We start from the raw sequence: 13,127 nt of genomic DNA, 5'->3' as shown, positions 1-13,127 counted from the left end.
CGGAGGGCCGTCGGCGCGGCCCGCGATCCCTGCCGAAACAGGTTCTTTAATACCGATGCGGAGAAATCGCCCGACAAATGGGATAATGACGTTCTTTTCGAATAATCGGGTTGGGTATGGCGATTCAGTGGTATCCCGGGCATATGACCTCGGCGCGCAAGAAGGCGGCCGAGACGATGGCCAACGTTGACGTCGTCATCGAAGTGGTCGACGCGCGTCTGCCGGCGGCAAGTACCAATCCAATGGTGCATGAGCTGCGCCTGCACCGTCAGCGTCCTTGTCTCAAGGTGTTGAACAAGTCCGATCTTGCCGATCCGGAGGCGACACGGGCGTGGATCGAATTCTACAATCGCCAGCCGGGCGTCAAGGCCGTGGCGGTGTCGAGCAAGAAGGCCGGCGAGGTGGCCCGTCTGCCCGGCCTGTGTCAGACGCTGGCGCCGCATCGCAGCGACAACGTCAAGCCGTTGCGGATGATGATCATGGGCATTCCCAACGTCGGCAAGTCGACGCTGATGAATGCGCTGGTCAAGCGCAAGATCGCCAAGGTCGGCGACGAGCCGGCGGTGACCAAGTCGCAGCAGGTGCACCAGATCAGCGTGCGCCAGACGATCATCGATACGCCGGGAATGATGTGGCCGAAGATCGAGCACGACAGCGACGGCTTCATGCTGGCGGCGAGTCACGCCATCGGCCGTAACGCCATCATCGACGACGAGGTCGCGATCTTTCTTGCCGGCGTGCTGAAGACGCGCTACGCGGCGCAGCTGGAAGCGCGCTACGGTTTTCCGGTCAAGGAGATCGACGCCGTTGCCATCGTCGAGGGCATCGCCCGTCGGCGCGCGCTGAGACTGCGCGGCGGCGAGCCGGACCTCGAGAAGGCGGCGCTGATCTTCTTGCAGGACTACCGCGACGGCAAGCTCGGACGCATCAGCCTGGAAACGCCGGCGACGCGGGCAGCCATGCTGGCGGCGATGCGCGCGGCGGAAGCGCCGGCGGCGTCTGCTGACGATGGGGACGATGCGGGGAATGATGCGTCGCCGGCCTGAGCGCCGTCGACCGTGTGCCTATTTCTCGGTTTGCGTCTGCTCGACGGCGGCCGGCTTGTTGAGCAGCTGACGCAGCATCGGGATGCCGACGTTCCAGCCGTACCAGGCGGCGGTGCCGAGCAGGGCGATCCAGAGCACGGTCTGGACGATGAAACTGCGGAATTCGCGCTGCTGTCGGCTGATTTTCTTCGCCGGGTCGGTGGCGCCGCACCGTGGGCAGGCCTCTGCCGAGGTATCGACCTGATGTTTGCAGGCACGGCAGGAGACGAGCGGCATGGCGGTTTCCTCAAGGGGCGGGATAGCCCGATTATAATAGCTGGGGGGTGTTCGAACACCCCCTACGCCGCAGCCTGTGACGCTCGCGGTTTGCCTGTGAAGACGCGCCATGACTGATCGCATCACCGAACTTGAAATCAAGCTGAGCCTGACCGAGGACCTGATTGAGGAACTCAACCGCACTGTTTTCCGTCAACAGGAACAGCTGGATCTTCTCCAGGCGCAGTTGCGCCACCTTTATCGGCAGATGCAGTCTCAGAACGAGACGGCCGACCCGACGGCGGTGACGACGCCGCGCGACGAGATTCCGCCCCACTACTAGTACGCCGGTCTGTTCTTTCCGGCGGGCGTGCTCCGATTCACCGTCTGTCAGGAATACCATGGCGATCATTCGTCTCGAAGAACCCCGGGTCATGCCCAAAACGCCGCCGAAGGGCTTTGCCCTGTTTGCCTTCGGCTTTCGTCCCTTCTACCTGTTCGGCGCCGCCTTCGCGGCGATTGCCGTGCCGCTCTGGATCGTCGTGCTGGCCGGTGGCCTGCCGCTGCAGCCGGTGTTGCCGGCGATGCTCTGGCATGGCCACGAGATGCTGTTCGGCTTCGTCGCGGCGATCATCGTCGGCTTTCTGCTCACTGCCGGGCACAACTGGACCGGCCTCGCCACGCCGACCGGCGCCCCGCTGGCGGCGCTCCTGGCACTCTGGCTGGCTGGCCGGGGGGCGATGTTCTGCACCAATCCGGCGATCGCCGCCGTCATCGATCTCGCCTTTCTGCCGGTCGTCGCGCTGATTCTGGCGCGTCTCGTCCTGCGCGCCGGCAGCCGTCGCAACTACTTTGTGCCGGTGCTGTTGCTGGCGCTGGCCGGTTGCAACGCCGTCGTTCATGCCGGCGTCAATGGCTGGCTCGACGTTTCGCCGCAGGCCGGCTTGCATCTCGCCGTGGCGCTGGTGACACTGCTCGAAACCGTGATCGCCGGTCGCATCGTCCCGAGCTTCACGGCCAACGCGCTGAAGACGGTGCCCTGGCGGCATCGCGGTGTCGATCTCGCCGCGGTGACCTTGACCGCAGCGGCGCTGGCGGGCTGGGCGCTCGAACTGGCGCCGGCCTTGACCGGCATCGTCGCCGCCGGCGCGGCGCTGCTGCAGGCGGTGCGCATCCGGGGCTGGCGTCCCGGCGCGACGGTCGGCACGCCGCTGCTCTGGATCCTGCACGTCTCGCACGGCTGGATCGTCGTCGCGCTGTTCTGGCTGGCCCTGGCCGGAAGCGGCGCGGTGGCAGCGACGCCGGTGCTGCATCTCTTGACCGTCGGTGCCACCGGCGGCTTGATCGTCGGCATGATCACGCGTACCGCACTCGGCCATACCGGCCGTCTGCTCAAGGCCGGGCGGATCGAGGCCGCGGCCTACTGGCTGATGCAGGTGGCATTGGCGCTGCGCGTGCTGCCGCAGTTCGGTCTGCCGGCGAATTACCACGCCTTCCTCGGTGCATCGTCGCTCGCCTGGTCGCTGGCGTTTGTGCTCTATCTGTGGAAATACGCGCCGATCCTGATTAATCCGCGCGTCGACGGCCGACCCGGCTGAATCGCCGCCGCACCGCATTGACGTCGGGCCTTGGCCGCCCGACCCCACGGATGCCGTTTTCGCGGCATTCGTCTTTTTTCGGTGAAATTCAAACGGCATCTTCTGCGACGAGGTAGAATCTCGCCCCGGAGTCTGATCCGACCTCGTTGTATCGCATGTTTCAGGCATTTTTCGTTTGCCGGAATATGATTGGGGAATTCCGGCCGAAGTGATTCCGCATGGTGTCGGCCCGTCGCGTTTGCATGGCGGTCTCGTCGATATTCCTGCTGCGGTGGCGCCGATTTCAGTCGCGCGGCCGCGCTGCGCCCGATTTCTCCCGGTGAGCAGCGATTTCGGCACATGCGCAAACGTCGCGACGCGCGTTTGATGCTCATGTCCTGTTTGCGTCAGCGCCGGCCTTTGCCGGGTCGATAGGAATCGTATGTTTGAAAAGCTGAGTTTGAAAAAACGTCTGTTGCTGATCGCGACAGTGCCGCTCGTCATCGTGCTCGCGCTTGGCGCGAGCGGGGCCTGGCAGAAATATTCGGAATACCAGGCCCGTGCAGCGGCGGATGTGCTGGTCAGGCTGGTGGTCGAACTCGGTGAGACGGTTCATGAACTGCAGAAAGAGCGCGGCATGAGTTCGGGCTTTCTCGGCAGCAAGGGCGGCAAATTCGCCGACACGCTTCCGGCGCAGCGGACCCGGTCGGACGCGGCCATCGCGCGCCTGAACGAGAATATCCGGCGCGTCGATCTGGCGCGGATCGGGCCGCGTTTCGTCAAGCTCCTGGCGGCGACCGGGGAGCCCTTGGGCGAGTTGGTGAATAAGCGCGAACAGATTTCCAGGCTGACGCTCGCGCCGAGCGAGTCCTTCGATTTTTACAGCCGGACGATTTCGCAGTTGCTCGAAATCGCCGCGCGGACGGGGAATCAAATGCCCTCGTCGAAGCTGTCGCGCTTGTCGAATGCCAAACAGGCCCTGTTGTTCCTGAAGGAGCGCAACGGCCAGGAGCGCGCCTTGTTGACCGGCGGTTTCAGCGCCGGGCGGCTGACGCCGGCGCAGTTTGCGACCTTCGGCACGCTGCTGGGCGATCAGGCGACCTATTTGCGGATGGCGATCACCTATGCGACGGAAACGCAGGAGGAATTGCTGAAAGCCAAGCTGGACGAGCCGATTGCCAGGGAGGTGGCGACGATCGAGCAAATGGTCGCGGACAAGGGCGCGAATGGCGAACTCGTCTATTCGCCGGAAGACTGGTTTGCCAAGATCTCCAGCAAGATCGACCTGTTGAGAAGCGTCGAGGAGCGCTATACCGAAGACATTGAGCGTGAAATCCGCGCCAACATGAAGGCCGATCGCGATGCCTTGCTCAGCTACCTCGGCCTGCTGCTGGCGTCGCTCGGCGTGACCTTGTGGATTTGTTTTGCGATCGTCCGCAACCTGCTGCTGACGCTGGGCGGTGAGCCTGAATATGCCGCTCGCGTGGCGCGTCGCATCGCCCAAGGCGATCTGTCGGCGGCGATCCGCCTCGATCATGACGATTCGACGAGCCTGTTGGCGTCGATGAAGGTCATGCAGGATGGATTGCGTGAAATGATCGAGCAGATCATCGTCGCGACCGTCCAGCTGGCCGGGTTCGCGCGGCAGTTGTCGGCGTCTTCGCATCAGGTGCAGGAAGCGAGCAATCGCCAGACCGATGCAGCGGCGAGCGTTGCGGCGACGGTCGAGGAACTGACCACCAGTATCGGCCACATTGCCGACAATACGGCCGACGTGAACCGGCGCGCCGTCGCGTCGAAGGAAATGGCCGAGGAAGGCGAGCAATTTGCCGGGAAGACGATTGCTGAGATGAATCGGATCGTCGACAACGTCAATCAGTCCTCAGTATTCATGAAGACGCTGGACGAGCAGTCGCACAAGATCGCGGACATCGTCAATGTCATCAAGGAAATCGCCGAACAGACCAATCTGCTGGCCCTCAACGCAGCGATCGAAGCGGCGCGGGCCGGCGAACAGGGGCGTGGGTTCGCCGTGGTCGCCGACGAAGTGCGCAAGCTGGCCGAGCGTACCCGGCTGTCGACCGAGGATATCGCCGTGATGATCGAGGCGGTCCGCAGCGGCACCTTGCAGGCGGTGGCGAGCATGACCGATGGCGTGGTCATGGTGAATGAGGGCATGCAACTCGTCGGGCATACCGGCGAGTCGATGACGACGATCCACGGCAGCACGGACCAGGTGCTGGTGGCGATCGACGGCATTTCGACCTCATTGCGCGAACAAAGCCATGCGAATGGCGAGATCGCCAGGAGTGTCGAACACATCGCGCAGATGTCGGAGTCGAATTACGCGGCGATCTGCGAGGTGGTCTCGTCGGCCGACCAGTTGCAGATGCTTTCCGAAGCCTTGCGGCAATCGGTGGCCCGCTTCCAGATTCGCTAGACGGCCCAGTGCTGGCGCAGCACCGAGAGCAGGCCGATGATGCTCGGGTCGGCTTCGCTGCGCAGGCGGTAGAGAAAATTCAGACGCGCCTCGATGCGGCCGTGCGGCCAGAGCGCGACTTCGCCTTTTTCGACGGCGGCGAGCGCCAGATCCTCGCGCAGCAGGCTCAGGCCGAGGCCGGAGCGGACGAGATCGAGCGTTGCCGAAAGCTGGTCGCATTCGATCGCCTCGTTCAGCCGGACGCCGTGCTGGGCGAACAGGGTGCGCGTGAAACGCGCGACATGGGAGCGTTCCGGTGCCGCTATCCAGGGAAGCTGGGCGATGTCTTTCCAGCTCGCGCCGGCGAGGCGGTCGCTCAGGGACCGGGGGCCGACGGCCTGATAGACGAGCGTACGCAGCGGCAGGACGCCGATATCGGGATGATCGGCACTGCCGATGTGGAAGCCGGCATCGATCTCTTCGTTGAGCAGGCCGTCGAGAATGTCGTCGGCGAGCATCTGCCGCGTCTTGAGTTGCAGTAGTGGCAGGGCGCCGCGCAGCGCGTAGAGCAGTTCGCCGAGACGCAGAAAGTCGGAGTCGTCGACGGTGGCGATGAGCAGATTTCCCGAGACCTCGCCCTTGATCTGGCGCGCTTTGCCGGCGAAAGCTTCGACCGTGGCGAGCACATGCTCGGCTTCGGGCAGCAGGAGTTCGCCGTGGCGGGTCAGGCTGATGCGTCCCGGCGCGCGGTCGAAAAGCGCGAGGCCGAGTTCCTGCTCGATCGCCTTGATGTGGGCGGTGACGGCCGGCTGCGTCAGGCACAGGCGTTCGGCAGCACGCGTCAGGTGCCCGAGTCGGGCGACCATGACGAACGAGCGGAGGCGCACAATGTCCATGGCGTATTATCGGGCCGTTTCCGTCGTTTCGTCGAGAACCGGAAACAGCCGGGCGAGCGTCGGGTCGATGCCGACCAGCATCGGCGTACCGACCGGCGTCACCGGGGCGCCGAGCGCGTGGGGCTGCTGCACGGTCAGGCGCGTCTCGCCGATGGCGACGCGGTAACGCACCGCCTCGCCGAGAAATTCGCTGGCGCTGATTTCGCCGGAGACCCACAGGTAACGCGCGTCGCGGAAACTGTCGATGGGGCAGAGGCAGAGCGCGTTCGGCCGGATGCTGAGAATGGACGGCCCGGCCGGCGGCGCTTCGCGCATCGACCAGCGCAGCGTGCCGAGATCGGTGTTATGAAATTCGACGCGGACGCGGTCAAGCGGCGTCAGTGTGCCCGGCACGAAATTCTCGATGCCGACGAAGCGCGCGACGGCGACCGAGTTGGGAAAATCGTAGATCGCCATCGGTGTGCCGACCTGACGGATCTTGCCTGCATCGATGACAGCGACACGGTCGGCAATGCTGAAGGCATCATCGAGGTCGTGCGTGACGAAGATCGTCGTCAGTGAGAGTTGTCGCTGCAATCGGCGCAAGTCCCGGCGCAACAGCCGGCGCAGGGTCGGCTCGAGATTGGAGAACGGATCGTCGAGCAAGAGCAGGCGCGGCGCGCCGATCAGCGCACGCGCCAGGGCGGCGCGCTGGCGCTGTCCGCCGGAGAGGCAGTCCGGTCGTGTGTCGCGCGTGTCGGCGATGCCGAGCGCCGCCAGAAGCTCCTCGGCGCGCGCCTTGGCCGATCCGTCGCGAAGCGCCTGCCGTGGCATGCCGAAAACGACGTTTTCATAGACGGAGAGGTGCGGCCAGAGCGCGAAATCCTGGAAGACCATGCCGACGCAGCGTTCACCGTCCTCGCGTTTGGCGTCGGCCGGGATGCCGCCGATGGTGGCGCTGCCGGCGTCCGGCCGTTCGAGTCCGGCGAGGATGCGCAGCAGCGTCGTCTTGCCGGCGCCCGAGGGGCCGACGACGGCGAAGAGTTCGCCGGCCTCGACGCTGAGCGAGAGGTGACGCAGGACCGGCTTGGCCGCGAAGGCGAAGTCGATGTCGGAGAGTTCGATGCGACTCGGGCTCATGGCGGGGCTCCGTGCTCCGACCGGGGGGCTGCCGCGCCGGGGTCGCGGCGCGCGATGAGCGCCGCCGTTGCCGTCAGCACGATGGCCACGGCGGCGATGGCGAGCACTGCCAGCGCCGAGCCGGTGCCACGTCCGGTCGAGGTCTGCATGTTGAGGTAGATCGTGTAGGCAGCGGGGGCTTCGGTTTCGCTTGGGATGAGCAGCATTGCCGACGACAGGTCGACGGCGGCGATGCCGAACGAGATCAGGAAGGCGACGACGAGGCCGAAGGCGAGCGCCGGCAGGACGATGCGCCAGGCGATCAGGAAAGTCGAAGCGCCCGAGAGGCGTGCGGCGTCGAGGTGTGCGTCGGGCAGGCCGCGCAGCGCGTAGCTGCAGGCCGGCAGCGCGAAAGGCAGGCCACGCAGGGCAAAGGCCAGCGCCAGCAGTACGCCGGTGGCATCGAAGGGAATGGCGATGCCGCTGTCGACGCACTGCAGGTAGGTGATCGCCAGCGCCACGCCGGGGACGCCGAGCAGGCCGGCAACGCCCTGCGTCAGACGCAGTTCCCGCCGCGCCGGCGCCCGCCGCAGGACATAGGCGATCGCCAGACCGATGACGACGTCAATGAGCGCGGCAGTGCCGCAGTAGCGCAGGGTGTTGATGAAGCTGGCCGATTCGGTCGCCAGTGCCGCGGCAAAATGTTGCAGTCCCCAGGACTCCGGCCAGAGCGTGTGGCTCCAGACGCCGGCGAACGCGGTGACTACCATGCCCGAGTAACAGAGCGCGGTGAAGCCGGCGACGGCGGCGAGCAATGTCGCGGCGAGGTGCTGTTGGCCGGGGCGGGCGGCATCCGGGCGCAGGTGCGTCCCATTCCATGTCATCGGGATTTGTCGCATGCGTCCGGCGCCAAGCGTCCAGGCCAGCATCGAGACGGCGATCAGCACGAGGGCGAGGGCGGCCGCGACAAGGTCGCCGGCGCCGTGGGTGCCGACGCGGAAATAGGCGAGCGGTGCGATCAGGTTGGTCAGCCCGAGCGAGAGCGGCGTTGCCAGGTCGTCGAGCGTCTTGAGGAAAGTGATGGCCATGCCGAAGGCGAGGCCGGGCATGCCAAGCGGCAGGAAGACGCGCCGCGTCAGACGCGCCCAGCCGTCGCCGAGGTGGGCGGCGATGCCGGCGTCGCGCGCCAACGGCGCCGTGCTGAGCACGACGAGACTGAGCAGCAGCGGCGCGTAATGGATCGCTTCGATGACGATCAGTCCGGCGAGTCCCCATTGCGACGGGTCGAGGTCGATGCGGCCGGCGAGCCAGAAGCCGAGTCCGCCGCCGCGCCCGAGCAGCGACTGCAGCGACAACGAGAGCATGAACGGTGGCACGAAGAGCGGCATGAAACCGAGCAGTTGAACGGCCAGCGGCGGCTGCCATTGCAGGCGCCACAGCGTCCAGGCGGGCGGCAGCGCGAGCATGGCGGCGAGCAGCGCGGCGCCGGCCGAGGCAGCGAGGCTGCCGATCAGGCTGTCGAGGTAGAGCGGGTTGGCCAGCAGCAGAGCGAAGGTCGAGTGTCCGCTGGCGTTGTCGCCGAGGGCGCTCAGCACCAGCCGGCCGACCGGCAGCGCGAGGAAAAGCAGAAGAAAGAGGAAGAGCAGCGCCACGGCGAGGTGCACGAGGGGCGGCTCACGGCGTCCGGCGGCCTTCATGGTGCCACCTGTGCGAAAGCGCGTTCGAGCCGCGCGTCGACGTCGGTGAGGTCGCGGCGGCGCTGACGCGACCAGTCGGCTTCGCGCGCGGCCATGTGGGCGCCCTCGTCGGCGTGCGAGGCGTCGGCCCTGGCTTCGGCGGCGGTGACCGGTGTCCGGTAGGCGAGCTGTCGCGCTTCGTCGAGGAGGGCGGCTGCGGCGGCGTTCGGAGTGCGCACGAGACGCGCTTCGAGCGTGTGCATGCGTCCGGAGATGCGCACGAGAGCGCGGTGCTGGAAAGTGATCAGCTGATCGAAGAGCGCGTTGACGCTGCGGTAGCGTGCTGCCGACAGTTCAGCGGAATAGTCGGGCAGGGTGCTGCGGGCGACCTCGGAGAGGTCGGGAAAGCCGCTCGGCCGGTCGGCGCTGGCGTAGGCGGCCGGCAGCACCGGCAGCCGGCTGATCTCGGGACGCAGCAGCAGGCGCTGACCGGCTTCGGAGAGCGCGAAGGCGACGAAGGCACGGCCGCCCTCGGGGTTGCGCGCGCCGCGCAGCCGGGCGATGCCGGCCGGCGTGACGACGTTGGGCCAGGGATAGCGAAAATCGACGGGGAAGCCCGAGTATTTGCCCGAGAGCGCCAGGAAGTCGACGACCGGGCCGAGGCCGAAGCGTCCCCGGGTGATGGCGTTCGGGACGTCGAAAGTGCGCTCGGTCAGCGTCGCCGCGTTGCCGGCGAGGCGCATGATCAGCGACCAGCCGGCATCCCAGCCCTTGCCTTGCAGGATCGATTCGACGATCAGGTGGGTTGTCGACGAGCGCGACGGCGGCGCCATGACGAGGTGGCCGAAATAGCGCGCTTCGGCAAGTTCGTCCCAGCTTTCCGGCGGTGTCAGCCCGCGTGCCGCCAGATAGCGCGTGTTCCACATTATGCCGTAGCCCGACAGCGCCTGGCCGAGCGCCGTGCCGTCGGCGGCGTTGATGCGGACGCGGCCGATGTGCGTCGGGATGCCGGGATTGGCGGCGTCGGGCGACGGTTCGAGCAGATCCTCCCGTTGCAGGGCGCGGAAGGCCTCCGGCGAGGAACCCCAGAAGACGTCGGGACGTGCGCCGGGCGGACGGCCGCGCACGAAGGCGAGGATCTGCGTCGCCGGAAAATTGAGGAACTCGACGCGCGTGTCCGGGGACTGCGCGTCGAAAGCCTGCTTGTAGGCCGACAGGATTTCCTTCGGGAACGGCGAGGCGACGAGCACGACATTGTCGCCGCGGCAGACGCCGGCGATGAGCGTGGCGCAGAGCATGCCGACGGCGAGCGCCTGCCGCTGCCAGGTCCTGGTCATGGCTGGCGGCGCCGGAACGTGCCGTCCATCTCCCGGATCGACCGGTTGGCGGGCATGGCGCTAGGCGGTCGGATACCAGTGCGGCCGCGGGAAGGCGAGGCCGACGGCTTCACCGATGCCCGGTCCGGGAACGCGCCGGCCTTTCTGGACGCGGATCTCGGCGTCGCCGACCATGACGCGGTAATCGACGGTTTCACCGAGGTAGGCCTTGCGCGAGACGATGCCGCGCAAGCCGCCTTCGCCGACGAAATCGATCTCGCTGGGACGCGCCGCCAGACAGGCGCGTCCGGCGGCCAGGAGTTCCGGCGCCGGTGCGATGCCGGCTGGCCAGGCCGCGTCGACGCCGTTGATGCGCATGCCGGTCGGCGTCAGGTCGGCGTCGAGGAAGCAGGACAGGCCGATGAATTCGAAGACGAAACGGTTGGCCGGTTCGCCATAGACTTCGAGCGGGGTGCCGACCTGCTGGACGACGCCCGACCGCATGACGAGGATGCGGTCCGAGAGCGCCATCGCTTCCGACTGGTCGTGCGTGACGTAGAGAATCGAGAAGCCGAAACGGCGTTGCAGGTCCTTGATCTCGAAACGCATCTCCTCGCGGAAATGCGGGTCGAGGCTGGACAGCGGTTCGTCGAGCAGCATGACGTCGGGGCGGATGGCCAGCGCCCGCGCCAGCGCAACGCGCTGCTTGCCGCCGCCGGAGAGGTCGTCGGGGCTGTCGCCGGCGGCCTTCCACAGGTTGGTGTGCTTGAGCGCTTCCTCGGTGCGCGCCGCGATCTCTTCCTTCGGCAGCTTGCGGATGCGCAGCGGGAAGGCGACGTTCTCATAGACCGAGAGATGCGGCCAGACGGCGAACGCCTGGAAGACCATGCCGAAATTGCGGTGCTCGGGCGGCAGATAGAAATTGTCGCGCTTCGACGAGATGATGCGTTCGCCGACGCGGATCGCGCCGTCGTCGAGATCCTCGAAACCGGCGACCATGCGCAGCGTCGTCGTCTTGCCGCAACCCGACGGGCCGAGCATGGCGACGCATTCGCCCTGGGCGATGTCGAGGTCGAGGCGGTCGACGGCGCGGACCGCGCCGAACAGCTTGGTGACTTGCTTGAGTTCGATATAGGCCATGACGTATCCCTCAGGCGGCGTTCTTGCCGGTGACGAGGCGCTTGATCAGCACCTCGCCGGTGACGATGATGATCAGCGCGATGCCGGCCAGCGCCGCCGAATAGACGGTTTCACCGTCTTCGTTGAGCGTGTAGATGGCGACACCGATGGTGCGTGTCGTCGGGCCGTAGAGCAGGACCGAGACGGTCAGTTCGCGCAGCGCCGGCAGGAAGATCAGGAAGAAGGCGGCGACCATGCCGGGGCGCACCAGCGGGATGACGACGTCACGGAGCGCCTGCGCCATCGTCGCACCGGATGCCCGCGCCGCTTCGACGAGCGAATCGTGCACCTGTTCGAGCGCGGCCGAGTTGGCCTTGAGCGAGAAGGCCATGTAGCGGGCGATGTAGGCGATCAGGATGATCCAGACGGTGTTGTAGAGGCTGACGCCGAACTTGCCGCTCCAGGCCAGGATGACGCCCAGCGCGATGACCGAGCCTGGCACCGAGAAGGGCAGCATGCCGAGGAATTCGAGCAGGCCCTTGCCGCGTACCTTCATCTTGACGATGACATAAGAGATGATGACGCCGGCAAACATCGTGACGAGCGCCGAAGCGAGGCCGAGGCTGATGCTGTTCCAGATCGAATCGCGCGTGAGGTCCCACTCGAAGAGGATGTGCGAGTAGTTGGCCCAGGTCATGTTCTCGAGCGCGAAGGGCAGGCCGTAGGTCTTGAGGCCGCCGACCATGAAGATCGTCACCGTCGGCAGGACGATGGTCAGCGCGATGTAGGCGAGGCAGAAGATCAGGATCGGGATGCGCAGGCCGCGCAGCTTGAGTTCGCTCGGCCGGAAGCTCTTGCCGGCGATGATCTGGTAGCGCCCCTTGCTGAGGATGCGGTTCTGCAGCCAGAGGATCGCCGCCGCGGTGATGACGAGCACGGTCGCCAGCACGGTCGCGGTGCGGATCGAATCAAAGCTGCCGGCGCTCTGGTGGATCTTCTCGTAGATCAGCGTCGGGATGTTGTAGATGCCGGTTTCGATGCCGAGCACGGCGACGGTGCCGAAGTGCGCCATCGAGTAGAGCATGATCAGCAGCGCGCCCGACAGGATCGAGGGCATGACGAGCGGGATGGTGATCTTGCGCGTGATGGTGAACAGGTCGGCGCCCGAGATGCGAGCCGATTCCTCGAGCGTCGGGTCCATGCGCTCAAGCGCGCCGCTGACCTGGATGAAGACGAAGGGAAACAGGTACATCGTCTCGACCAGGATGATCCCGGCATAGGAATAGATGTTGAAGATCGGGCTGTCGAAACCCAGGTAATCCATGAAGAAGCGGTTGATGTAGCCGGCCCGGGGCGACAGCAGCATTTTCCAGGCGAGGGCGCCGATGAATGCCGGAAGCATGAAGGGGACGAGGAACAGCAGCTTCATCGTCTTCTTGAAGGGCAGGTCGGTGCGGGTGACGAGCCAGGCGAAGAGCGTGCCGACGAGGGTGCCGGTGACCGTGACGCCGCCGGAGAGGACGAGCGAATTGCCAAGCGCCTGGTAGGTTTCCTGGCGCTGCAGGACGCGCAGCACGTCGGTGACGTTGAAGTGACCGTCGACCCAGAAGGCGTTGAAGAAGATGAGCAGCATCGGGAAGACGACCACGATGAGCAGCACCGCCACCGAGAGCGTGAACAGCAGCTCGGGTGTGCCGAAGTTGAAGCGTTTGGTCGCGATCATCA

At 66.0% G+C, this 13,127-nt stretch carries 11 protein-coding genes; 4 read left to right on the top strand and 7 right to left on the bottom strand.

The window, feature by feature from the left end; all coding sequences use genetic code 11:
- Nucleotides 1-116: 116 nt before the first annotated feature.
- A complete protein-coding gene (ylqF, locus tag BLR25_RS04575; RefSeq protein ID WP_091934314.1) occupies nt 117-1,046 on the top strand; it encodes a ribosome biogenesis GTPase YlqF in 930 nt (309 codons plus the stop codon).
- An 18-nt stretch (nt 1,047-1,064) separates the two neighbouring features.
- Here ylqF and BLR25_RS04570 read toward each other — a convergent pair whose 3' ends face one another.
- Nucleotides 1,065-1,322: an FmdB family zinc ribbon protein gene (locus tag BLR25_RS04570; RefSeq protein WP_091934311.1), complete on the bottom strand. Its 258-nt coding sequence runs from the start codon at nt 1,320-1,322 to the stop codon at nt 1,065-1,067.
- Nucleotides 1,323-1,431: 109 nt separating this feature from the next.
- Here BLR25_RS04570 and BLR25_RS04565 point away from each other — a divergent pair, with 109 nt between their 5' ends.
- The 3 genes from BLR25_RS04565 (at nt 1,432) to BLR25_RS21490 (ending at nt 5,318) form a co-directional block, all read left to right on the top strand.
- Nucleotides 1,432-1,644 (top strand): SlyX family protein, encoded by a 213-nt coding sequence (locus tag BLR25_RS04565; protein ID WP_091934305.1) that lies wholly within the window; start codon nt 1,432-1,434, stop codon nt 1,642-1,644.
- 58 nt (nt 1,645-1,702) lie between these two features.
- Nucleotides 1,703-2,899, top strand: coding sequence for an NnrS family protein (locus BLR25_RS04560; RefSeq protein ID WP_091934303.1), 1,197 nt, complete (start codon nt 1,703-1,705; stop codon nt 2,897-2,899).
- A 421-nt stretch (nt 2,900-3,320) separates the two neighbouring features.
- On the top strand, nt 3,321-5,318 hold the full coding sequence (locus tag BLR25_RS21490; RefSeq protein WP_091934298.1) for a methyl-accepting chemotaxis protein: 1,998 nt from the start codon (nt 3,321-3,323) through the stop codon (nt 5,316-5,318).
- On the opposite strand, the gene BLR25_RS04545 is transcribed toward BLR25_RS21490, so the two are convergent.
- From BLR25_RS04545 to BLR25_RS04520, 6 genes are read right to left on the bottom strand one after another with little or no spacing between them, the layout of a single operon-like run.
- A complete protein-coding gene (locus tag BLR25_RS04545) occupies nt 5,315-6,193 on the bottom strand; it encodes a LysR family transcriptional regulator (protein WP_091934295.1) in 879 nt (292 codons plus the stop codon). The two genes, BLR25_RS21490 and BLR25_RS04545, sit on opposite strands and share 4 nt — an antisense overlap.
- Before the next feature lie 6 nt (nt 6,194-6,199).
- Nucleotides 6,200-7,312, bottom strand: coding sequence for an ABC transporter ATP-binding protein (locus tag BLR25_RS04540; protein ID WP_091934294.1), 1,113 nt, complete (start codon nt 7,310-7,312; stop codon nt 6,200-6,202).
- Entirely contained in the window at nt 7,309-8,988 is a 1,680-nt protein-coding gene (locus BLR25_RS04535; protein ID WP_091934292.1) for an ABC transporter permease, read from the bottom strand. The genes BLR25_RS04540 and BLR25_RS04535 overlap by 4 nt, the downstream gene beginning before the upstream one ends.
- Nucleotides 8,985-10,304, bottom strand: coding sequence for an ABC transporter substrate-binding protein (locus tag BLR25_RS04530; protein WP_091934287.1), 1,320 nt, complete (start codon nt 10,302-10,304; stop codon nt 8,985-8,987). Before BLR25_RS04530 ends, BLR25_RS04535 begins: the two co-directional genes overlap by 4 nt.
- 60 nt (nt 10,305-10,364) lie before the next feature.
- On the bottom strand, nt 10,365-11,423 hold the full coding sequence (locus BLR25_RS04525; protein ID WP_091934284.1) for an ABC transporter ATP-binding protein: 1,059 nt from the start codon (nt 11,421-11,423) through the stop codon (nt 10,365-10,367).
- Nucleotides 11,424-11,433: 10 nt separating this feature from the next.
- The gene (locus tag BLR25_RS04520) at nt 11,434-13,125 is read right to left on the bottom strand and encodes an ABC transporter permease (RefSeq protein WP_091934281.1); all 1,692 of its coding nucleotides are present in this window, start codon (nt 13,123-13,125) and stop codon (nt 11,434-11,436) included.
- Between the last annotated feature and the right edge of the window lie 2 nt (nt 13,126-13,127).

Source organism: Propionivibrio dicarboxylicus (assembly GCF_900099695.1).
GTDB classification, from domain to species: Bacteria; Pseudomonadota; Gammaproteobacteria; order Burkholderiales; family Rhodocyclaceae; genus Propionivibrio; species Propionivibrio dicarboxylicus.
Note: the sequence above shows the minus strand (reverse complement) of the source record. Positions and strands in the feature narration are given on the sequence as shown.

Excerpts from the sequence above, each read along its gene's own strand:
- BLR25_RS04570 (WP_091934311.1), bottom strand. The coding sequence starts at position 1,322 with ATGCCGCTCGTCTCCTGCCGTGCCTGCAAACATCAGGTCGATACCTCG.
- BLR25_RS04540 (WP_091934294.1), bottom strand. The coding sequence starts at position 7,312 with ATGAGCCCGAGTCGCATCGAACTCTCCGACATCGACTTCGCCTTCGCG.
- BLR25_RS04535 (WP_091934292.1), bottom strand. The coding sequence starts at position 8,988 with ATGAAGGCCGCCGGACGCCGTGAGCCGCCCCTCGTGCACCTCGCCGTG.
- BLR25_RS04565 (WP_091934305.1), top strand. The coding sequence starts at position 1,432 with ATGACTGATCGCATCACCGAACTTGAAATCAAGCTGAGCCTGACCGAG.
- BLR25_RS21490 (WP_091934298.1), top strand. The coding sequence starts at position 3,321 with ATGTTTGAAAAGCTGAGTTTGAAAAAACGTCTGTTGCTGATCGCGACA.
- ylqF (WP_091934314.1), top strand. The coding sequence starts at position 117 with ATGGCGATTCAGTGGTATCCCGGGCATATGACCTCGGCGCGCAAGAAG.
- BLR25_RS04560 (WP_091934303.1), top strand. The coding sequence starts at position 1,703 with ATGGCGATCATTCGTCTCGAAGAACCCCGGGTCATGCCCAAAACGCCG.
- BLR25_RS04525 (WP_091934284.1), bottom strand. The coding sequence starts at position 11,423 with ATGGCCTATATCGAACTCAAGCAAGTCACCAAGCTGTTCGGCGCGGTC.
- BLR25_RS04530 (WP_091934287.1), bottom strand. The coding sequence starts at position 10,304 with ATGACCAGGACCTGGCAGCGGCAGGCGCTCGCCGTCGGCATGCTCTGC.
- BLR25_RS04520 (WP_091934281.1), bottom strand. The coding sequence starts at position 13,125 with ATGATCGCGACCAAACGCTTCAACTTCGGCACACCCGAGCTGCTGTTC.
- BLR25_RS04545 (WP_091934295.1), bottom strand. The coding sequence starts at position 6,193 with ATGGACATTGTGCGCCTCCGCTCGTTCGTCATGGTCGCCCGACTCGGG.